The following is a 20,336-nucleotide window of genomic DNA, read 5'->3' as shown; positions in this document are numbered from 1 at the left end:
GAGCCGCCGGACAATGCCCGGGCGGCTCAGGAAATGTCGTCGCGGTGTTCACCATGGATTGCCGGACCCGTCAACTGCGGCGATCCGGCGAAAAGCCAAACACAGGCAGGATATAGGCATGGCGAGCGCCGTCGAACAGCTTTTCACGGTCAAGGCAAGGATCGCTGTCGCCGAGCGCGAGGCAGGCCGCGAGGCCGGAGCGGTGACGCTGGTCGCAGTCTCGAAAACCTTCGATGCCGCCGACATCCGCCCGATTATCGAGGCCGGCCAGCGAATCTTCGGTGAAAACCGCGTCCAGGAAGCACAGGCCAAATGGCCGGTGCTGAAGGAGGCGTTTTCCGACATCGAGCTGCATCTGATCGGTCCGCTGCAATCGAACAAGGCCAAGGAAGCGGTGGCATTGTTCGACGTGATCGAAACCGTCGACCGTGAAAAGATCGCCGCAGAGCTGGCCAAGGAGATCGCCAGGCAAGGCCGGTCACCAAGGCTGTATGTCCAGGTCAACACCGGCTCCGAGCCGCAAAAGGCCGGCATCGAGCCGCGCGAGGCCGTCGCCTTCGTGGCCCGTTGCCGCTCGGTTCACGCCCTCGCCATCGAAGGGCTGATGTGCATTCCGCCGGCCGACGAGAACCCCGGTCCGCATTTCGCGCTGCTGGAAAAGCTTGGGCTTGAGGCCGGCGTCGACAAGCTCTCCATGGGCATGTCCGGCGACTACGAAACCGCGATCGCCTTCGGCGCGACCAGTGTCAGGGTTGGATCGGCGATTTTCGGCGCCAGATGAGGCGCAGCCGGCCTTAGGCCACAGGCTGACATTGACTAAGGCAGCGTATAGAAACGGAACGTTTCGTTCCTATATGGGTCGAGTTATCTCAACCCGTCTGGAGCCACCATGCGTTACAATCAACTTGGAAATACGGGGATGTTCGTCTCCGAACTTTGCCTCGGCACGATGACGTTCGGCGCGGCCGGCGAGAATGCCCAATGGGGCCTGATCGCCAGCCTCGACCAGAAGGGCGTCGACGAGATCGTTGCCCGCTCGCTCGCCGCCGGCGTCAATTTCTTCGACACGGCGGATGTCTATTCCTTCGGCGCCTCGGAACGGCTTCTCGGCCAGTCGCTCAGGAATCTTGGCGTCAACCGACAGGACGTGATCATCGCCACCAAGGTCCATGGCGCCATGGGCGGGGGCCCGAACCAGCGTGGTTCCTCGCGCGGCCACATCATGGATTCGGTCGAAGGCAGCCTTGAGCGGCTGCAGCTCGATCACATCGATCTCTACCAGCTGCACGGCACCGACACGGTGACGCCGATCGACGAAACGCTGCGGGCGCTCGACGACCTGGTTGCCGCCGGCAAGGTCCGCTATGTCGGCGTCTCGAACTGGCAGGCTTGGCGCATCGCCAAGGCGCTGGGTATTGCCGAGCGCAAGGGATTTGCCCGCTTCGAGACCGTGCAGTCGTACTACTCGATCGCCGGCCGCGATCTCGAGCGCGAAATCGTGCCGCTGCTCAACGAGGAGAAGCTCGGGCTGATGGTCTGGTCGCCGATGGCTGGCGGCCTGCTCTCCGGCAAATACGGACCGGGCGCCCCCGGCAATGGCGAGGGCCGCCGCGCCAGCTTCAATTTCCCGCCGGTCAATGAGGACCGTGCCTGGGCAGCAGTCGCCGTCATGCGCGAGATCGCCGCCAAGCACGGCGTCAGCGTCGCCACGGTGGCGCTCGGCTATGTCCTGGCCAAGCCATTCGTGATGAGCGTCATCATCGGCGCCAGCCGCATGGAGCAGCTGGAACAGAACCTTGCAGCCACCGAGTTGAAGCTCGATGCCGATGATCTCGTTCGCCTCGACGAAGTCAGTACCCTGCCCGCCGAATACCCCGGCTGGATGGTGGAACGTCAGGCTGCCGGCCGGCGTCCGGCGCCCGTTGTGCCGAAAACGTAACTCAAACTCACCTTCGATTCGATGCTTCGGGAGCCGGCAGGCTCCCGATCTTTTTTGGGCTCAGGTCAGCCGGACAGTCTCGACCAAAAAGTCCAAAAACGCCCGCACCCGCGCCGGCAGATGCTTGCCTTGGCCGACATAGACGGCGTGGGTGAGTTCCTCGTCGCCGGGGTTGAACTCTTCCAGCAGCGGCAGAAGCCGGCCGGCGGCAATGTCGGCCTCCACATGCCAGCGTGCCAGCCGGGCGATGCCCGCCCCCGAGAGCGCCATCAGCCGCATCGCCTCGCCGTCGCTGACCAGCGTATTTCCGATGATCGACAGGGTGATCGGCTTGCCGGCCGCGTCGATAAAAGGCCAGCCCTCGAGGTGACGTACGAAACGGAAGCCCATCCGGTTGTGACGATCGAGATCGGCGGGCTCCTTGGGCGTGCCACGCGCTTCGAGATACGATGGCGCCGCAACGACGACGACCCGGCTCTGCCCGAGCTTGCGCGCCACCAACCGTGATTCGCCGAGCGGTCCAGCGCGGATGGCGACGTCAGCGCGCTCCTCCATCAGGTCGATGACATCGTCGGTCAACACCAGATCGACCGAGATTTCGGGGTAGCGCTCCAGGAAACGCGGCAAAAGCGGGATCAGCCGATGCTGCCCGAAAGGCACGTAGCTGTTGATCCGCAGCCGGCCACGCGGCGCGGCACCCGCCGCTGCCTCGCGCTCGGCCGCCGCCATGTCGGCCAGGACGCGCACGCCGCTGTCGAAGAACGCCGCCCCCTCCGGCGTCAGTTGCAGCTTGCGCGTCGAACGGCTGACCAGCCGCGCACCAAGCCGCGCCTCCAGCCGCGCGATCAGCTTGCTCACCGCCGACGGTGTCATCCGCAACGCGCGGGCAGCGGCTGAAAAGCTGCCCGCCTCGACGACGCGGACGAACACTTCGATCTCGCCGGAGCGATTGATGTCGGGCCTGGCCATTGGTGAATCTATTTCACAGACGATGTGCCCGATGCAAGGCTGGTTCACAGCACATCGCGGCACGATCTTCCGGATCGGGGCGTGGGAGGACACGGCGCCCGTCGTCAAAACTGGTTGTCATCGAAGTGGGAACCGCCATGCCCCTTGCTCTTTACGCTCTTGCCGCCGGTGCCTTTGGCATCGGCGTCACCGAATTCGTCATCATGGGCCTGCTGCTCGACGTCAGCACTGATCTCGGCGTCTCGATCTCAGCTTCCGGCCAGCTGATTTCCGGCTATGCGCTGGGCGTCGTCATCGGCGCGCCGCTGCTGACGATCGCGACCGGCCGTTGGCCGCGCAAAACCGTGCTTCTGGCGCTGATGGCGATCTTCACGCTGGGCAACCTCGCTTGTGCGCTTGCCCCAGACTACTGGACGCTGATGGGTGCGCGCGTACTGACCGCCTTCGCTCACGGCACCTTCTTCGGCGTCGGCTCGGTCGTGGCGACCGGACTGGTTGCGCCCAACAAGAAAGCCTCGGCGATCGCCCTGATGTTCACCGGCCTGACCATCGCCAGCATCCTCGGCGTGCCCTTCGGCACATGGCTCGGCCAAGCCTTCGGCTGGCGCGCGACCTTCTGGGCGGTGACCCTGGTCGGCATCGCAGCCTTTACCATCATTCTGCTGCTGGTGCCGCGCAGCCGAACAGAGCCTGAGAAGGGCAATTTGCGCGCCGATCTCGCCGTGCTCGGCCGCACGCCGGTCCTGCTTGGCTTTGCCACCACCGTGCTTGGCTATGCCGGCGTCTTTGCCGTCTTCACCTACATCGCCCCGTTGCTGACCGAGATCACCGGTTTTGACGAAGCAGCGGTGTCGCCGATCCTGCTGGTCTTCGGCGGCGGCCTCATCGCCGGCAACCTCGCCGGCGGCAAGTTCGCCGACCGCTGGCTGGTACCATCCGTTCTCGGCAGTCTTGTCGTGCTGACGCTGGTGCTCGGCACCATGACCTTCGCCCTGCACAGCCAGGTCATGGCCGTTATTTATGTCGGCCTGCTCGGCGCCGCCGCCTTCGCCACCGTGGCGCCGCTGCAAATGTGGGTACTGGAAAAGGCACAAGGCGCCGGCCAGAGCCTCGCCTCATCCTTCAACATCGCCGCCTTCAACCTCGGCAATGCTGCCGGCGCCTGGCTCGGCGGCGTGGTCATCGCCCATGGTCCCGGCCTCGATGCCGTCACCTGGGTCGCGGCGCTGTTGCCGCTTTCAGCGCTTGCCGTGGCGGCGTTTGCGCTGCGTCTCGACCGAGATCCTGTCCTCGCTACACCGGAAATCGCGCGGTCATAGAACGCAAACCTCAACCAATCTTTGAAACAGCCATCCTTCCACAAGGAGCAAACCCATGGATTATCGAAATCTTGGCGCATCAGGCCTGAAGGTCCCGGTGCTTTCGTTCGGCGCTGGAACCTTCGGCGGTTCAGGCCCGCTGTTCGGCGCCTGGGGAAACAGCGATGCGACGGAAGCACGGCGGCTGGTCGACATCTGCCTTGAGGCCGGCGTCTACCTGTTCGACACCGCCGACGTCTATTCGAATGGCGCTTCCGAACAAGTGCTCGGCGCTGCCATCAAGGGCCGCCGCGATGCCGTGCTGATCTCGACCAAGACCTCGCTGCCGATGGGCGACGGTCCCAACGATGCCGGATCGTCACGTTCACGCCTGATCAAGGCTGTCGAAGACGCGCTGGGGCGCCTTGGCACCGACTACATCGACCTGCTGCAACTGCACGCCTTCGACGCAGCAACACCGATCGAGGAGGTGCTGTCGACACTGGACAGTCTCGTGCGCGCCGGCAAACTGCGTTATGTCGGCGTCTCCAATTTTTCCGGCTGGCAAGTGATGAAATCGCTCGGCCTGGCGGGCAGATACGGCTATCCCCGATACGTCGCCCATCAGGTCTATTATTCGCTGGTCGGACGCGACTATGAATGGGAGTTGATGCCGCTCGGCCTCGACCAGGGTGTCGGTGCGCTGGTGTGGAGCCCGCTCGGCTGGGCCCGCCTGACCGGCAAGATCCGCCGTGGCCAGAAGCTGCCTGAGAAAAGCCGGCTGCACGACACGGCAAGCTTCGGACCGCCCGTCGAGGATGAGCATCTCTATCGGGTCGTCGACGCGCTTGATGTTGTCGCCGAGGAAACCGGCAAGACCATACCGCAGATCGCCATCAATTGGCTGCTGCAGCGGCCGACCGTCGCCTCCGTCATCGTCGGCGCGCGCAACGAGGAGCAGTTGCGCCAGAATCTCGGCGCCGTCGGCTGGTCGTTGACAGCCGAGCAGATGAAGAAGCTCGACACGGCAAGTGAGGTCACCGCACCCTATCCGTATTTTCCCTATCGCCGGCAGGAGGGTTTTGCCCGGCTGAACCCGCCCGCAGTCTGACGCTCCAAAAGCTGGGCGGCGGCTCCCAGGCTGCCGCCCGCCCGGCTAATGCAGAACGAACTCGCCGTCGACCTTGCGCCATTCGTTAGGCGCGATCAACTTCTGGTGCGTGTAGCTGACCGAATGCAGCGGGCCTTCGAGCTTGGCCTTCCAGAACTCGATGAAGCGGATCAGCACCGGGAATTTCGGGGCGATGTCGTAATCCTGCCAGATGAAGCTCTGCAGCAGATGCGGATGATCTGGAAAGTGATAAAGAATCTTGGCCGTGGTCAAGCCATAGCCCTTGAGCATCAGGTCCATTTCGGAATGGTCGCGCATTGCGGTCCCCTGGTTGATTCTCCTTCCTCCCAGCCTGAAATTGTGCACCCCATTTGCTTAATCGTCTATTGATATTTCTGCGATCGAACCAGATTCCTCCCGCAAAAACATGCGCTTAGCAGCCGACTCACGAGAGTGCTGACACGACCCGGCAAAGCACCTGCGGCATCCCGCCGCGCGAATCCAACGTCTAATGTTGCCGTCGCGGCCGAACTGTTAATAATGCGCGCGAATTCGCGGCCGCATCGCCGCGATCCTGCCGGCAGTCAAGCCGGCGGTTTGGTTTTGGGGAGGAAGGCGAAGAAATGTCCGATGTTCATGTCCATCGCGTCCAGCCGGCGTGGAAGAAGAACGCGCTGATTGACAACGACACCTACCTGAAATGGTACGCCGACAGTGTCAAGAACCCGGACAAGTTCTGGGGCAAGCACGGCAAGCGCATCGACTGGTTCAAGCCCTACAGCAAGGTCAAGAACACGTCCTTCGACGGCCAGGTCTCAATCAAATGGTTCGAGGATGGCCAGACCAACGTTTCCTGGAACTGCATCGACCGGCATCTGAAGAAGCGCGGCGAACAGACCGCCATCATCTGGGAAGGCGACAATCCCTACGACGACAGGAAGATCACCTATAACGAGCTTTACGCGCATGTCTGCCGCCTCGCCAATGTGATGAAAAAGCACGGCATCAAGAAGGGCGACCGCGTAACCATCTACATGCCGATGATCCCGGAGGCCGCTTATGCGATGCTCGCCTGCACGCGCATCGGCGCCATTCATTCGGTCGTCTTCGGCGGCTTTTCGCCGGATGCGCTGGCCGGACGCATCGATGACTGCAAGTCGACCTTCGTCATCACCGCCGACGAAGGCCTGCGGGGCGGCAAGCCTATCCCGCTGAAGGAGAACACCGACAAGGCGATCGAGATCGCCGCCAAGGCCGGAACGAAAGTCGAAAAGGTCTTGGTCGTGCGCCGCACCGGCGGCAAGACCGGCTGGGCCGCCGGGCGCGACGTCTGGTACCATGACGAGGTCGCCACGGTTAAGGCCGAATGCAAGCCCGAGAAGATGAATGCCGAGGACCCGCTGTTCATCCTCTACACATCCGGCTCGACCGGCAAGCCAAAGGGCGTGCTGCACACCACCGCCGGCTATCTCGTCTATGTCTCGATGACCCACCAATATGTCTTCGACTATCATGACGGCGATATCTACTGGTGCACCGCCGATGTCGGCTGGGTCACCGGCCACAGCTATATCGTCTACGGGCCGCTCGCCAACGGCGCCACCACGCTGATGTTCGAAGGCGTGCCGAACTACCCGTCGCAGTCGCGTTTCTGGGACGTGATCGACAAGCACAAGGTCAACATCTTCTACACGGCGCCGACGGCGTTGCGCGCGCTGATGGGCGCCGGCGATGCCCATGTCACCAAAACGTCGCGCAAGTCGCTGCGCGTGCTCGGCACCGTCGGCGAGCCGATCAATCCGGAAGCCTGGGAGTGGTATTTCAACGTCGTAGGCAACGGCAAGGTGCCGATCGTCGATACCTGGTGGCAGACCGAGACCGGCGGCATCATGATCACGCCGGTTCCGGGCGCCACCCACCTCAAGGCGGGTTCGGCGACGCGGCCCTTCTTTGGCGTCAAGCCGCAGCTGGTCGATACCGACGGCAAGGTGCTCGAAGGCGAAGCCAGCGGCAATCTTTGTATTGCCGACTCATGGCCGGGCCAGACGCGCACCGTCTATGGCGATCACGACCGCTTCGTGCAGACCTATTTCTCGACCTACAAGGGCAGATACTTCACCGGCGACGGCTGCCGCCGCGATGCTGACGGCTACTACTGGATCACCGGCCGCGTCGACGACGTCATCAACGTCTCCGGCCACCGCATGGGCACCGCCGAGGTCGAATCGGCGCTGGTTTCGCATGAGAAGGTCTCGGAGGCCGCCGTCGTCGGCTACCCGCACGATATCAAGGGCCAGGGCATCTATTGCTATGTCACGCTGATGGCCGGCGAAACGCCAAGCGAGGAATTGCGCCAGGAACTCGTCGCCCATGTCCGCAAGGAGATCGGCGCCATCGCTTCGCCCGACAAGATCCAGTTCGCGCCCGGCCTGCCGAAGACGCGTTCCGGCAAGATCATGCGACGCATCCTGCGCAAGATCGCCGAGGATGATTTTGCCGCGCTCGGCGATACCTCGACGCTGGCCGATCCGGCGGTCGTCGACGACCTTATCGCTAACCGGCAAAACAAGAAGGGCTGATGCAACCCGCATTGGGCGCCGTCACCGAGCTTTGGCGCTATCCCGCGAGCTCGCTCGCCGGCGAGTTTCAGCAGGCGATCTCCGTCGACTGGCATACCGTCGAAGGCGACCGCCTGTTTGGTCTTGTCGATACCTCGACCGATGAAATCGCACGGCCCGACCGCGAAGCGAAATGGCACAAGGTGCCCCGCATCCGCACCCGGCTGTCGCAGGCCGGCAGGCTGGAGGTCGCCATCCCCGACGGACGCTGGCTTTCGGCACCTGGCGCGCAAAGTGATCGCGCCATTTGCGCCTATCTCGGCTTTGCGGCTTCCATCCGGCCGTTCCGTCGGGAAAATGCGGCTCCGGATTACGCCGGCCCTCTGCTGACGGAACGCTACGTCAAAGCCCCTATTCATCTGCTGACCAGCGCCTCACTGGCGCGTTTGAAAGTGCTGCATCCAGAGGGCACCGCCGACGCGCGCCGCTTCCGCCCCAACATCGTCGTCGATATGCCGGAGGTCGAGGGATCGTTCCCCGAGACGGAATGGATCGGGCGCAAGCTGGCAATCGGCGACCTGCTCCTGACCATCTCCGAGCCGTGCCGCCGCTGCGGCTTCACCATCATTGGCCAGGACGGGTTCGACCACGACCCGGCAATCCTGCGCAGCCTGGTCCGCCACAACGCCCATAACCTCGGCGTCTACTGCACCGTCGATCGACCGGCCCGCGTCGAGATCGGCGCCACGATGCGCCTCCTGTAGCTATCGGTACAAATCCGCCCGCGTCGGCGGCAGACCGCTCGGCCCACGCGCGCGCCTTGTGGCGACGGTCTGGAAAACCTGCGCCGAGGCGCGTTCGAAGGTAATCGAGCAGCCGGTGAGATAAAGCAGCCAGAGCCGCGCCTTGGCTTCGCCGACCTCGGCGATAGCTTCGTCGAAGCGTGCGTGGAGGCGCTCGGCCCATAGCCTGCAGGTGCGCGCATAGTGCTCGCGCAAATTTTCGACGTCGTAGACGAGGAAGCCGTGCGCCTCGAGATTGCCGAGCGTCATGCCGATCGTATCGAGTTCGCCGCCCGGAAAAATGTATTTGATCAGCGCCTTGAATTCCGGCCCCTTGCGCAGCGTCTTCTTCAAGCTGCCCTTGTCGCGCCGGGTGATGGCGTGGTGCAGATAGATGCCGCCCGGCTTGAGCAGGCGATGGATCCTCGAGAAATAGGCCGCATGGTTGGCAAGCCCCAGATGCTCGAACATGCCGATCGACGAGATCTTGTCGAAGGAGCCGGACAGCTCGGCATAGGACTTTATCTCGATGGTGATGCGGTCCTCCAGCCCCTCGGCGCGGATGCGTTCACGGGCGAGCTCGGTCTGTGCTTCCGATAGCGAGACGCCGTGGCCGACGACGCCATAATTCTTCACCGCATGGATGAGCATCGCTCCCCAGCCGCAGCCGATGTCGAGCAATCTATCGCCGGGCTTCAGCCGAAGCTTGCGGCAGATATGGTCGAGCTTGTCTCTCTGGGCCTGATCGATATCGTTGGCGAAATCCTTGAAGTAGCCGCAGCTATAGACCATGCGCTCGTCGAGGAAGAGCCGGTAGAATGCGTTGGAAATGTCGTAATGATGCTGGATCGCCTCCTTGCTCGAACCGCTGACGAAAGGATTGCGGCCGGAAAGATCGGTTCGCGTCGTCATCTGTTTTCGCGAAAACAGCACCGCCGGCAGGTCGCGCAGGATCGCCAGCTTCGGCAATGTCTTGAGCTTCGTCCTGAGCTTGCCGTGCGTGGGCAAGGCGTAGAAATCGAACAGCGATCCGTCTTCGACGTCGACCGCCTTGGCAATCCACATCTCGATCAGCGTCGATAAAGAGGGCCGACGTACGATCTGCCAGACGATGTCCTGGTCGTTGATGGTGAGCACCGGGCCGGCAGCCGGGCCGATCCGCTCGCCTGTCCACAGCCTCACCGCAAAACCCGGCTTCAGCGTCTCGATGACCGTCCGAACAATCCGGGCCGCTCTCTCGGCTGCCTCCATCCCCGTCCTCCCTTACCCGGCAAAATAGTGGCCCGGAACAATAGCGGCTCGATCTTGCCTGCCCGATCGGCCGGCCGCAAGCCGCCCGAGTGCACAAGCAGGCTTGTTCAGGATTTTCGGGTGCCGCGCCTTGCCATTTGCCGGATGACACCCCATCATGAGGGAGTGTTCAACAAATCGAAAGGAGGTGATCCGATGTCGAGTGATTTCGTTTTCCAGAACGTGGCCTCAGCGGATCGCACTTTCGGGAAGCAGTCTTCCCGCTAAGGCGCGAGATGCGCGGCTGGCGACCAGGGTCGCCGCCAGGAGCCGCGCCATGGACGGAAACACGGAAGGCCGCCGGCTTCGCGAGAAACGGCGGCCTTTTCTTTTTTGGGCTGTTGTCCCCTATTTGGTTACGGTTAACATCTCGACGTTGCGCGCTATATCCTGGAAAGCCTGGTTGAGTTCCGTTCCATTGGCCGCCTGATAAAAGTGCTTGATCTTGGCGGTGTCCGGGCTCGCGCAATCCTGGAGCGTCGCCTTGGCATTCGTTTCGTTTAGGTCAAACCCAATGGTGAAGACCTCGATGCCCTTGTCGCGCATGGCAGCGCAAAGTTTCTTGGCGGCCGTGCGGGTCGGCTCCTTGCCGGCGTCATTGTAGACGTCGCTCACCGTGCTCGCATCGAAGTAGGACAGGTTGAATTCGCCGTCGGTCATCAGGATCGCGATCTTGGCGACCTTCTTTGGATCCATCTTGGCCGGCCGCTGCGAAGTCCTCATGATGCCCCCCCAGTTCTCCGAGAGCATGTACCAGGTCCACTGCACGCCGATATGGCCGGCGGTGCCGCCGGAGGCGACGAAATTCTTGATGACCGTCTTGAGCGCCGTCGCATCCGCTGTCAGCGGCATCAGCGCGGCGCTCGGGCAGGCGGCGGTGCCGGTTTGCCAGGCGAAGGACGACAGCAGGTAGTCGCGGTTGACCATGCTGGCGTCGGGGCCTGCGTCCGAATATTGATAGATCCCCTTGCGCTCGGTGGCGCAATTATCGGGACGGATAAAGCCCGAGACATACTGCACGGCGTCATTGGCCGGCGCCTGTTTGCGTTGACTGGCGGTGGTTTCCACATAGACGCTGCTGACGGCAAGCGCGCCGGCATTCACCGAATTCGCGTAGGGCACGATGGAGACGCGCACTCGCGGGTTGGCAGGGTCCTGGCCGCCCAGGAAACTGTCGACGGCATTCGCCGCGGCCGCCCGTAGATCGATGATTTTCTGGCCGGCCATCGAACCGGTCACGTCCAGCATCATGGCGACTTCGATCTGCTTGTCCGAATAGAGCGCCATCGTCGATGCGGGGACGCGTTGCATGCCAACCGTGCTGAAAAGCGGGAAATAGTAGTTGACGTTGACATGGACGTCCGCCTGGACAGTCTTGGCTGTCCTGTCGACAACCAGATTGTCGAGGACGATCTGGTTGTCCTGGAGGATACCCGCCGTGCTGTTGGCATCGAGAAAGGCCTGCACCGATTTGCTGGCGTCGGCCTCGCTGATGACGCCGGTTGTCAGGTCGCGGGCCATCGAGGTGACCGCTGCATCGACCACGCCTTGCAGGCTCGATTTTACATTGTAGAGTTGGGACACGTTGACCGCAAAGCCGACACTCAGTGCCAGCACTGAGCCGATTATCCCAAACAGGACCGCGAAATTTCCGCTGCGATCCCCGGCAAAGCCGCCGATCGTCTGACCAAGACCCCCGAAACGCCGCATTCCTCCCGCCTCCATTCGCTACAGCCTGCAGCTGTCCGAACGCGCATTGCAGGAATCCGGCCGGATCGCGCCGCAAGGCCCGGGAAAGCGACCGGCCCGCGATCAGGTCATTGTTTCCAAACGGTTTCGAGCGGCGGCAGGGTAAACAGCGGGTAAACGAAAGCTGCGCCGGCACGGCTTTGATGACAAAGCGCTTACCACGAACAGGCTCGCAATTCAGGACGACTGGACTGCGTCCCAATCCGGTACAGACCCGGTTCAGCACGATCGCGGTGGCGGGAAATGGAAACACGGACTGTGAATGTGTCCCGAAAGACTAGGCCAGCATCCGTGCGCTGACCGTCTTGTCGACGCCACGATAAGGCGGCTTGAACAGATTACCTTCCTGCTCGTGCGTCCAGACCTTGAACAGGGTGAGCCGATGCGGGCCAAAACTGTGCAGCAGCGGCACGTCGGTGGCGTCGCGGCCGCGGGCGATGACGACGCGGCCGATCCTCGGCACATTGTGGCGAGGATCGAAAGTGTACCACCTGCCGTCGAGGAACACTTCCAACCAGGCCGAGAAATCCATCGGCGCCGGATCGGCGGGCACGCCGATATCGCCGAGATAGCCGTTCACGTAGCGGGCCGGGATGTTCATGCAGCGGCAGAGCGTGATCGCCAGATGGGCAAAGTCGCGGCAGACGCCGACGCGTTCCTCATGCGCCTGCGCCGCCGTGCGGGTCGAGCGCGCATAGCCGTAGCCGAAGGACAGGCGGTTGTGGACATAGTCGACGATGGCCTGCACCCGCGCCCAGCCCGGCGGAAGCTGGCCGAAAAGTTGCCAGGCCAGGTCGCCGAGATGGTCGGTCTCGCAGTAACGGCTACCGAGCAGATAGCCGAGCACCTCGTCCGGCAATTCGGCAACCGGGACTTCCCCGGCCAGCGTGTTGACTTCGTCCGTCTCGCCGCTGTCCTCGACCACCGCGTCATAGAGGATGCGAAAGCTTCCGGCCGGCGCCGTGAAGCGGCGGCAGCTATTGCCGAAAAGGTCGTGGTAGACCCTGGTCGGGACCGACGGCGAGGTCAGCACGCGCGTCTGCCGCTTGATGTCGGCCTGGCGATCCCTGTGGATATCGAGCAATGAAACGACCGGCGTTGCTGCAACGCATTCAATGGCAATTTCATAGCCGAGCCGAATCAGCATCGCCCTCCCCTACGATCGTCATGGAAGATAGTGCCGATCAACGCGGGACAGTGCGTGGCGGTTCCTTGTGGTCGTCAAAAACGACGCCTCGCGGCTTCCCATACGGACGCGGCAACGTTACGCTCGATTGACACGCGTCTTTCGAAATAATCCCTCCAAGATGACCCCGGGAAACCAATGTTTGCAGGCAGAAAATTCGCGGCCTTCCTGTTCGATATGGACGGCACGATTCTCAATTCGATCGCCGCGGCGGAAAGGGTCTGGGCAGCGTGGGCGCATCGGCAAGGTCTTGACGTCGCCGCATTCCTGCCGACCATCCACGGCGTGCGGGCGATCGAGACCATCGGCCGGCTGGCGCTCCCAGGCGTCGATCCTGCCCGCGAAGCCGATTCGCTTTTGCAGGCCGAGGCGGCCGATGTCGAGGGCATTCGCCCGATTGCCGGCGCCGCGGCCTTCCTGGTGTCGCTGCCGCCCGGAAGCTGGGCGATCGCCACTTCGGCACCGCGCGAGCTCGCCCTGCTGCGCCTGCAGGCCGCCGGCATTCCGGCTCCCGCCGTGATCGTTGCGGCGGAGGACGTGGCCCGCGGCAAGCCGGCGCCCGACTGCTTCCGGCTGGCGGCCGAACGGCTCGGCGTCGATGTGGGCGACTGCCTCGTCTTCGAGGACGCGCCGGCCGGCATAGCGGCGGCCGAAGCCGCGGGCGCTGCAATCGTGGTGATCAGCGCCACGCACCGGCATCCGTTGGAGACGCCGCATGCCGCCATCACCGGCTATGGCGCGATCGGCATCGCCGTCGATGACAACGGCTGGATTGCCATCGAAGCGGAACGGACCGCACAGCCTGCTTAACTAGCACCCTGCTTGCGCTAAAAGTCGCTGGTCAGGCCCTTGACCTCCCAGTCGCCATAGCGGCCAGGCTCCTTGCCGCCGCGCCCGCCGATCTCCCTCGGCAGCGTGGCTTCCTGCTCGCGATATTTCTCCCGCCGGGCCTCGGCCTCGACCAAGGCGCGCCTGGCTGCCGGGGTCAGCGGCTTTTGCGGCGAGCCGTTAGCATGCGTTTGGCTGGTTTTGTCGATCATGCGATCTTCCGCTAGATTGAAACAGGCCCCGATTGAAACGGGAACCGCTGTTTCCCATCATATAGCGATGGGCCCACAAGGATCGACCCCTTTGTTGGGCCAGAACGGAGCAGACGATGAACACCCTTCGCACCGCCATGCTTTTGGCCGCAATGACGGCCCTGTTCATGGGTGTCGGCTATCTCATCGGCGGATCCGGCGGCATGATGATCGCCTTGCTGATCGCCGCCGGCACCAATTTGTTCAGCTATTGGAACGCCGACAAGATGGTGCTGTCGATGCACCGTGCGATCGAAGTCGACGAACGCAACGCGCCTGAATATTACGCCATCGTGAAGGGTCTCGCGCAACGTGCCGGCCTGCCGATGCCGAGAACCTATCTCATCGACAATCCGCAGCCCAATGCCTTCGCCACCGGCCGCAATCCGCAAAATGCCGCTGTCGCCGCCAGCACCGGCCTGCTCGAGCGGCTATCGCATGAAGAAGTCGCGGCGGTGATGGCACACGAGCTCGCCCATGTGCAGCACCGCGATACGCTGACCATGACGATCGTCGCCACCTTTGCCGGCGCAATTTCGATGCTCGGCAATTTCGCCTTCTTTTTCGGCGGCAACCGCGACAATAACAATTCCTTTGGCATCGTCGGCGTGCTGGTGGCGATGATCGTGGCGCCCCTGGCCGCCATGATCGTGCAGATGGCGGTGAGCCGCACCCGCGAATATGAGGCCGACCGGCGCGGTGCCGAAATCTGTGGACACCCGCTGTGGCTCGCCTCGGCACTTGACAAGATCGCGCGGGGCGCCGAACGCATCCGCAACCCGGATGCCGAGCGCAATCCGGCAACCGCCCATCTCTTCATCATCAATCCTCTTTCCGGCGAGCGCATGGACAGTTTGTTTTCCACTCACCCGAGCACAGAAAACCGCATCGCCGCGTTGCAGAGGATGGCGAGCGAAATGGCCGGCGCACCCGAAGCGGCCGCGACGCCAAGGCCGGCGCCGGAAGGGACCGGGCAGCAGCCGTCTGGTCCGTGGGACAGGGCCGCGCGGCCCGAGAGGCCGCCTGAGCCGGCCAAGCCGAGACCCAATCCCTGGGGACGCAATCCGACCGGACCCAAAGGTCCGTGGTCGTGACGAGCGCGACAGACAAAAAAGGCGGGATCTCGCTGGCGGAAATGCGCGATCTTTGTGCAAGGCACTGGAACCCTATCGGCATACCGATGGCGAGCATAGCAACATCAAGTGATCTGGGCTTTCGCCCACTTCCTGAAGATGAATATGACACCTATCTCCGCCACATCGTCCGACTTGTCGGGGATGGTGCATCTCCAAAGCAAGTCGCGGACTATGTCGGCACGGTTGAAAAAGACTACATTCAGGTGATCTCCCCCCTAGGAAGCAAAGAAGATTTTGTCAGCGCTATATTTAAACTAGTCAACCGATCGCCGACACAATGAGGCCAACTCACAGTGAGGCTTCAGAAGCTCGCGGTCTCGCCGCGCGCAAGGCAGCCGCGCGCCTGCTTGCCGCCGTCATTGACGCGAGGACGCCGCTCGACGGGCTGACCGACCAAGAGAACGGCCATCCGCAGTACAAGGCGCTCGACCTGCGCGACCGCGCCTTGGTGCGCGCCATTCTGGTCACCGCCCTGCGCTACCGCATGACTATATCAGGCCTTTTGGCTCGCCGCCTGGAAAAGCCGCTGCCGCCCAACGCCACGGCGCTTTCGCACATTTTGCATGTGGCGGCAGCGCAGATCCTGTTCCTCGATGTTCCCGACAGCGCCGCCGTCGACCTCGCCGTGACACACGCCAAGTCCGATCCGCGCACGGCGCGCTTTTCCGGCCTCGTCAACGGCGTGCTGCGCACGCTGGCGCGGGCCAAGCAGGACGAGCTCGCCGCAGCACTTGCCGCTACCGACGAGGCGCCAAAATGGTTTTCCGACCGTTTGAAAACGGTCTACGGCCTCGACAAGGCCAGGCAGATACTGCTCGCCCATCGCCATGAGGCACCGGTCGATTTCTCGGTCAAGTCGGACCCGGCGCTGTGGGCCGAACGGCTCGGCGGCTTTGTCTTGCCGACCGGCACGGTGCGGGTGGAAAAGCTCAGCGCTTCCGTGACCGAACTGCCCGGCTTTGGGGAAGGCGCCTGGTGGGTTCAGGATGCAGCGGCCAGCCTGCCGGCCCGGCTGTTCGGCGACATCAATGGTTTGCGAATCGCCGACCTCTGTGCCGCGCCGGGCGGCAAGACCGCCCAGCTGATCCTCGCCGGCGCCCACGTCACCGCGCTCGACATGTCCAAAACGCGGCTGGCACGGCTGACGCAGAACCTCGAACGGCTCGGTCTGGCCGCCGAGATCGTCCAGGCCGATCTGCTCAAATACGAGCCGAAAGACCTCTTCGACGCCGTCCTCCTCGACCCACCATGCTCTTCGACCGGCACGGTGCGGCGGCATCCCGACGTCCCCTGGACGAAGACGGCGGCCGACGTCGAAAAACTGGCCGACCTGCAACGCCGGCTGCTTGCCCGCGCCGTCACCCTGGTCAAGCCTGGTGGACGCATCGTCTTTTCCAACTGTTCGCTCGATCCGCTGGAAGGCGAAGAGCTCTATCGCGACTTTCTCGCCGGCAATGCGGAGATTGTCGACGACCCGCTTCGGCCGGGTGAGATCGCCGGCATCGACCCGTTTCTGACGCCGCAAGGCACGTTGCGCACCACGCCTGCCGATCTGGAGCTAGGCTCGCCGGGCCGCTCCGGGCTGGACGGCTTCTTCGCCGCCCGCATGCGCAGAGCCGGCTAAGGGCCGATCTTGAAGCGCCGTCCGGCTTCTTGGGGCGAGGAGGCATGGAAAACAGGCTGAACGGCCCCACTGCCGCGGAATTCGCCTTCGCACAAGTTCTTGAATCATATAAACTTGTGCCTGGGTGAGGACGATCAGGAGGGGTTTTGGCAATCGCTGCCGGTAACACGACGCGTCTGTGGACGCTTGTCGCGAGGGAGTTCTGGCGCAAGACGCGCCGGCGCTTGCGCGCCGGGCCACTCTATCGCTGGCGCTACTCAGGCCGCACGCCGGAGCGCGTCCTGATCGCCCCACCGGACCTGCGGCTCGCCGATCCTCAGATCGCGCTCGAGATCTATTACGGCCGCTATCCGCTTTCGGGGCATCTGGTCGAGACCGGCGGCAAATCGCCCTTCCAGATCGACGTGCCCAATCCCGGCTGGCAAAAAACGCTGCATGGCTTTCGCTGGCTGCGCCATATGCGTGCCGCCGGTACCGAGCTCGCCGCCGCCAACGCGCGGGCGTTGGTTTCCGACTGGATTGCAATCCATGGCAGCCATATTTCCGGCGTCGCCTGGGAGCCTGGCACGACGGCCAAGCGTGTCATTGCCTGGCTGCAGCATTCCTCGATCGTGTTGCAGGGCGCCGAATTTCCGTTCTACCGCGCGTTCTTGAAATCGCTCGCCGTCCAGATCCGCTATCTGCGCGCCATGGTGCGCGAGATGCCGGACGGCAAGGACAGGCTGCGCGCCCGCATTGCGCTGGCCTTTGCCGCTTTGTCGCTGCCGGCGCCGGCCTCGGCGCTACGCGGTGCTACCCGCAATCTCGCCGAGGAGCTCGACCGCCAGATCCTGCCTGACGGCGGCCATATCTCGCGTAATCCGATGACCGTGCTTGAAATCCTCGCCGACCTTCTGCCGTTGCGCCAGACATACGCCAATCAGGCCGAGACGCCGCCGGCCGCCCTGATCGGCGCCATCGACCGGATGCTGCCGGCACTGCGCTTCTTTCGCCATCAGGACGGCAGCCTTGCCCGCTTCAACGGCATGGGCGCCACCATTCACGACCGTATCGCCAGCATCCTGCATCACGACGACACCGCCGGCGCACCGTTGCTGCACGCGCCGCATTCGGGTTATGAGCGCCTGTCGATGGGCGGTGTCACAGTGATCGCCGATACCGGCCCGCCGCCCCTCGTCGACGTATCCAATGCCGCTCACGCCGGATGCCTCGCCTTCGAATTGTCGTCGGGCCGCCAGCACTATATCGTCAACGCCGGAATAGACACTTATGGCGCCGCCGAGTTCCGGCCGCTTGCCCGCGCCACCGCCGCCCACTCGACCGCCACCATCAACGACACGTCGTCGGCGCGCTTCAATCACTCCTTGCGCGTCAACGACCTGCTCGGCACGCCTTTGATCGGCGGGCCGCAGCATGTGCCTTGCAAGCGCACCGACCAGAAGGGCAGCCAGGGCTTCATCGCCCGCCATGACGGCTATGTGGCGCGCTTCGGCTTCCTGCATGAGCGCGAGCTGAAATTATCGACCGAAGGCAATGTGCTTGCCGGCAGGGACCGTTTCCTGCGCCCGGGCGGCGCTTCTATCCGCAACAATGGCCGTGACTTCGTCACGGTGCGTTTCCATGTCCATCCCGATATAAGCCTGCTCCAGGATGAGCATGACCGTCTGGTGCTGGCCGCCGACCATGCCGACACCTGGGTGTTTACCTCTACCGAAGTGGTGCCCGAGGTCGAGGAATCGATCTATTTCGCAGGGCTTGGCGGCCCGCGCCGCAGCCGCCAGATCGTGCTTGCGTTCAAGGCCTCGGAAATTGCCGAGGTCCACTGGCAATTGACGCGCACCATCATCGCCGGCCGTCCCGAAAAAGCTGAAGCCGGTGGCAACGGCAGACACTGATCAAGTCTTGCGGCTTGATTTCCGGGCCTCATATGCTACGGCCCGCGGACGCTCTCCAACCAGAACTGGAAAGGCCGCCAGCCCATGGCCGTCGCCGCCAAGAACATTCCCGCGCCCGACCTTGTACCCATCCGTCGCGCGCTCCTTTCCGTCTTTGATAAGACCGGCCTGATTGATTTCGCCAGGGCGCTGGCTTCGGCCGGCGTCGAGCTAGTCTCGACCGGCGGCACCGCAAGGGCCCTTGCCGAGGCAGGCATGGCGGTGCGCGACGTGTCCGAGCTCACCGGCTTTCCCGAGATCATGGACGGCCGCGTCAAGACGCTGCACCCGTCGGTGCATGGCGCACTGCTTGGCGTGCGCGACGATCCCGAGCACGCCGCAGCGATGCGCGACCACGGCATCGAGCCGATCGATCTCGTTGTTTCCAATCTCTATCCGTTCGAAGAGGTGCGTCGCTCCGGCGCCGACTACGCGGCGATCGTCGAGAACATCGACATCGGCGGCCCGGCGATGATCCGTGCCTCGGCCAAGAACCACGCCTATGTCGGCATCGTCACCGATCCCGATGACTATGCCTCGGTGCTCAACGCGCTGGAGATGAATTTCGGGTCGTTGTCGCTGGATTTCCGCAAGAAGCTGGCAGCCAAGGCCTTTGCCCGCACCGCCACCTACGATGCGGCGATCTCGGGATGGTTCGCCGAGGTGCTTGAGATCGAGCATCCGACATGGCGCGCCTTCGGCGGCAAGCTGCAGTCGGTGATGCGCTATGGCGAAAACCCGCATCAGGGCGCCGGCTTCTATGTCAACGGCGACAGGCGGCCGGGCGTCGCCACGGCGCGCCAGCTTCAGGGCAAGCAGCTTTCCTACAACAACATCAACGACACCGACGCTGCCTTCGAGCTGGTCGGCGAGTTCGACCCGTCGCGCTCCGCAGCAATTGCCATCATCAAGCACGCCAACCCGTGCGGCGTCGCTGAGGACGCTTCGCTGCAGGCGGCCTATGCCAAGGCGCTGGCCTGCGACCCGGTCTCGGCCTTCGGCGGCATCGTCGCCATGAACCGCATCCTCGATGCCGGAACCGCCGAAGAGATCGTCAAGACCTTTACCGAAGTGATCATCGCACCGGAGGCGTCCGAAGAAGCAGTCCGCATCATTGCCGCCAAGAAGAACCTACGCCTGCTGGTCACCGGCGGCCTGCCCGACCCGCGCGCGGCGGGCCTTGGCTTGAAATCGGTTGCTGGCGGTTTGCTGGTCCAGGGCCGCGACAACGCGGTGGTGGATGACCTCGAGCTGAAAGTGGTGACCAGGCGCGCTCCGACGCCGGCCGAATTGGCCGATCTGAAATTCGCTTTTCGCGTGGCAAAGCACGTCAAGTCGAACGCCATCGTCTATGCCAGGGATGGCGCTACAGTCGGCATCGGCGCCGGCCAGATGAGCCGGGTCGATTCCTCGCGCATCGCGGCGCGCAAGGCGCTCGACGCGGCCGAGGCTGCCGGCCTGACGGAGCCTTTGACCAGGGGCTCGGTCGTCGCCTCGGATGCCTTTTTCCCGTTCGCGGATGGGCTTTTGTCGGCAATCGAAGCCGGCGCCACAGCCGTCATCCAGCCCGGCGGCTCGATGCGCGACGACGATGTCATCGCCGCCGCCGACGCTCACGGCATTGCCATGGTCTTCACCGGAGTGAGGCATTTCCGGCATTGAACGCGTTACCCTCCCGCTG

18 protein-coding genes are annotated in these 20,336 nt (G+C 63.5%); 12 read left to right on the top strand and 6 right to left on the bottom strand.

Annotated elements, in window-relative coordinates; genetic code table 11:
* The first annotated feature begins 118 nt into the window (after positions 1-118).
* Together NKI18_RS12790 and NKI18_RS12785 are read left to right on the top strand one after the other, a co-directional pair.
* Positions 119-781 (top strand): YggS family pyridoxal phosphate-dependent enzyme, encoded by a 663-nt coding sequence (locus tag NKI18_RS12790; protein ID WP_352618163.1) that lies wholly within the window; start codon positions 119-121, stop codon positions 779-781.
* A 108-nt stretch (positions 782-889) separates the two neighbouring features.
* A complete protein-coding gene (locus NKI18_RS12785; protein WP_352618166.1) occupies positions 890-1,939 on the top strand; it encodes an aldo/keto reductase in 1,050 nt (349 codons plus the stop codon).
* A 60-nt stretch (positions 1,940-1,999) separates the two neighbouring features.
* Here the strand turns inward: NKI18_RS12785 and NKI18_RS12780 are convergent, their stop codons facing one another.
* Positions 2,000-2,908, bottom strand: a complete 909-nt coding sequence (locus tag NKI18_RS12780; protein WP_352618169.1) for a LysR family transcriptional regulator — start codon at positions 2,906-2,908, stop codon at positions 2,000-2,002.
* A gap of 137 nt (positions 2,909-3,045) precedes the next feature.
* Here NKI18_RS12780 and NKI18_RS12775 point away from each other — a divergent pair, with 137 nt between their 5' ends.
* Positions 3,046-4,227, top strand: a complete 1,182-nt coding sequence (locus NKI18_RS12775; RefSeq protein WP_352618171.1) for an MFS transporter — start codon at positions 3,046-3,048, stop codon at positions 4,225-4,227.
* Positions 4,228-4,282: 55 nt separating this feature from the next.
* Complete coding sequence (locus NKI18_RS12770; RefSeq protein ID WP_353019830.1) at positions 4,283-5,317, top strand: aldo/keto reductase; 1,035 nt, start codon at positions 4,283-4,285, stop codon at positions 5,315-5,317.
* A gap of 45 nt (positions 5,318-5,362) precedes the next feature.
* Here the strand turns inward: NKI18_RS12770 and NKI18_RS12765 are convergent, their stop codons facing one another.
* Complete coding sequence (locus NKI18_RS12765) at positions 5,363-5,635, bottom strand: usg protein (RefSeq protein WP_023678111.1); 273 nt, start codon at positions 5,633-5,635, stop codon at positions 5,363-5,365.
* 305 nt (positions 5,636-5,940) lie between these two features.
* Between NKI18_RS12765 and acs the strand changes: the two genes are divergently transcribed.
* Both acs and NKI18_RS12755 read left to right on the top strand, forming a co-directional pair.
* Positions 5,941-7,896 carry an acetate--CoA ligase gene (gene acs / locus NKI18_RS12760; RefSeq protein ID WP_352618177.1) on the top strand — a complete coding sequence of 652 codons (1,956 nt, stop codon included), beginning with the start codon at positions 5,941-5,943 and terminating at the stop codon, positions 7,894-7,896.
* A complete protein-coding gene (locus tag NKI18_RS12755; RefSeq protein WP_352618180.1) occupies positions 7,896-8,639 on the top strand; it encodes an MOSC domain-containing protein in 744 nt (247 codons plus the stop codon). The genes acs and NKI18_RS12755 overlap by 1 nt, the downstream gene beginning before the upstream one ends.
* Here NKI18_RS12755 and NKI18_RS12750 read toward each other — a convergent pair whose 3' ends face one another.
* From NKI18_RS12750 to NKI18_RS12740, 3 genes are all read right to left on the bottom strand, one after another.
* Positions 8,640-9,908: a class I SAM-dependent methyltransferase gene (locus tag NKI18_RS12750; RefSeq protein WP_352569511.1), complete on the bottom strand. Its 1,269-nt coding sequence runs from the start codon at positions 9,906-9,908 to the stop codon at positions 8,640-8,642.
* Positions 9,909-10,295: 387 nt separating this feature from the next.
* Positions 10,296-11,657 (bottom strand): pilus assembly protein TadG-related protein, encoded by a 1,362-nt coding sequence (locus tag NKI18_RS12745; RefSeq protein ID WP_352618183.1) that lies wholly within the window; start codon positions 11,655-11,657, stop codon positions 10,296-10,298.
* 316 nt (positions 11,658-11,973) lie between these two features.
* Positions 11,974-12,843 (bottom strand): transglutaminase-like domain-containing protein, encoded by an 870-nt coding sequence (locus NKI18_RS12740; protein ID WP_352618185.1) that lies wholly within the window; start codon positions 12,841-12,843, stop codon positions 11,974-11,976.
* A gap of 177 nt (positions 12,844-13,020) precedes the next feature.
* Here NKI18_RS12740 and NKI18_RS12735 point away from each other — a divergent pair, with 177 nt between their 5' ends.
* Entirely contained in the window at positions 13,021-13,692 is a 672-nt protein-coding gene (locus NKI18_RS12735; protein ID WP_353019827.1) for an HAD-IA family hydrolase, read from the top strand.
* A 17-nt stretch (positions 13,693-13,709) separates the two neighbouring features.
* Here NKI18_RS12735 and NKI18_RS12730 read toward each other — a convergent pair whose 3' ends face one another.
* A complete protein-coding gene (locus NKI18_RS12730; RefSeq protein ID WP_352451229.1) occupies positions 13,710-13,922 on the bottom strand; it encodes a DUF1674 domain-containing protein in 213 nt (70 codons plus the stop codon).
* Between the two features lie 116 nt (positions 13,923-14,038).
* Between NKI18_RS12730 and htpX the strand changes: the two genes are divergently transcribed.
* From htpX to purH, 5 genes are all read left to right on the top strand, one after another.
* Positions 14,039-15,055 (top strand): zinc metalloprotease HtpX, encoded by a 1,017-nt coding sequence (gene htpX, locus NKI18_RS12725; protein ID WP_352618190.1) that lies wholly within the window; start codon positions 14,039-14,041, stop codon positions 15,053-15,055.
* Positions 15,052-15,378: a hypothetical protein gene (locus NKI18_RS12720; protein ID WP_352451231.1), complete on the top strand. Its 327-nt coding sequence runs from the start codon at positions 15,052-15,054 to the stop codon at positions 15,376-15,378. The genes htpX and NKI18_RS12720 overlap by 4 nt, the downstream gene beginning before the upstream one ends.
* A complete protein-coding gene (locus NKI18_RS12715; protein ID WP_352618193.1) occupies positions 15,375-16,721 on the top strand; it encodes an RsmB/NOP family class I SAM-dependent RNA methyltransferase in 1,347 nt (448 codons plus the stop codon). Before NKI18_RS12720 ends, NKI18_RS12715 begins: the two co-directional genes overlap by 4 nt.
* A gap of 146 nt (positions 16,722-16,867) precedes the next feature.
* Complete coding sequence (locus tag NKI18_RS12710) at positions 16,868-18,616, top strand: heparinase II/III family protein (RefSeq protein ID WP_353019824.1); 1,749 nt, start codon at positions 16,868-16,870, stop codon at positions 18,614-18,616.
* Positions 18,617-18,700: 84 nt separating this feature from the next.
* Positions 18,701-20,317 carry a bifunctional phosphoribosylaminoimidazolecarboxamide formyltransferase/IMP cyclohydrolase gene (purH, locus tag NKI18_RS12705; RefSeq protein ID WP_352618197.1) on the top strand — a complete coding sequence of 539 codons (1,617 nt, stop codon included), beginning with the start codon at positions 18,701-18,703 and terminating at the stop codon, positions 20,315-20,317.
* The last annotated feature ends 19 nt before the right edge of the window (positions 20,318-20,336 follow it).

It is taken from the genome of Mesorhizobium sp. M0800, from assembly GCF_040320095.1.
Classification (GTDB): domain Bacteria; phylum Pseudomonadota; class Alphaproteobacteria; order Rhizobiales; family Rhizobiaceae; genus Mesorhizobium.
The sequence above is the reverse complement of the archived record's forward strand: the minus strand, read 5'-3'. Positions and strand labels throughout refer to the sequence as shown.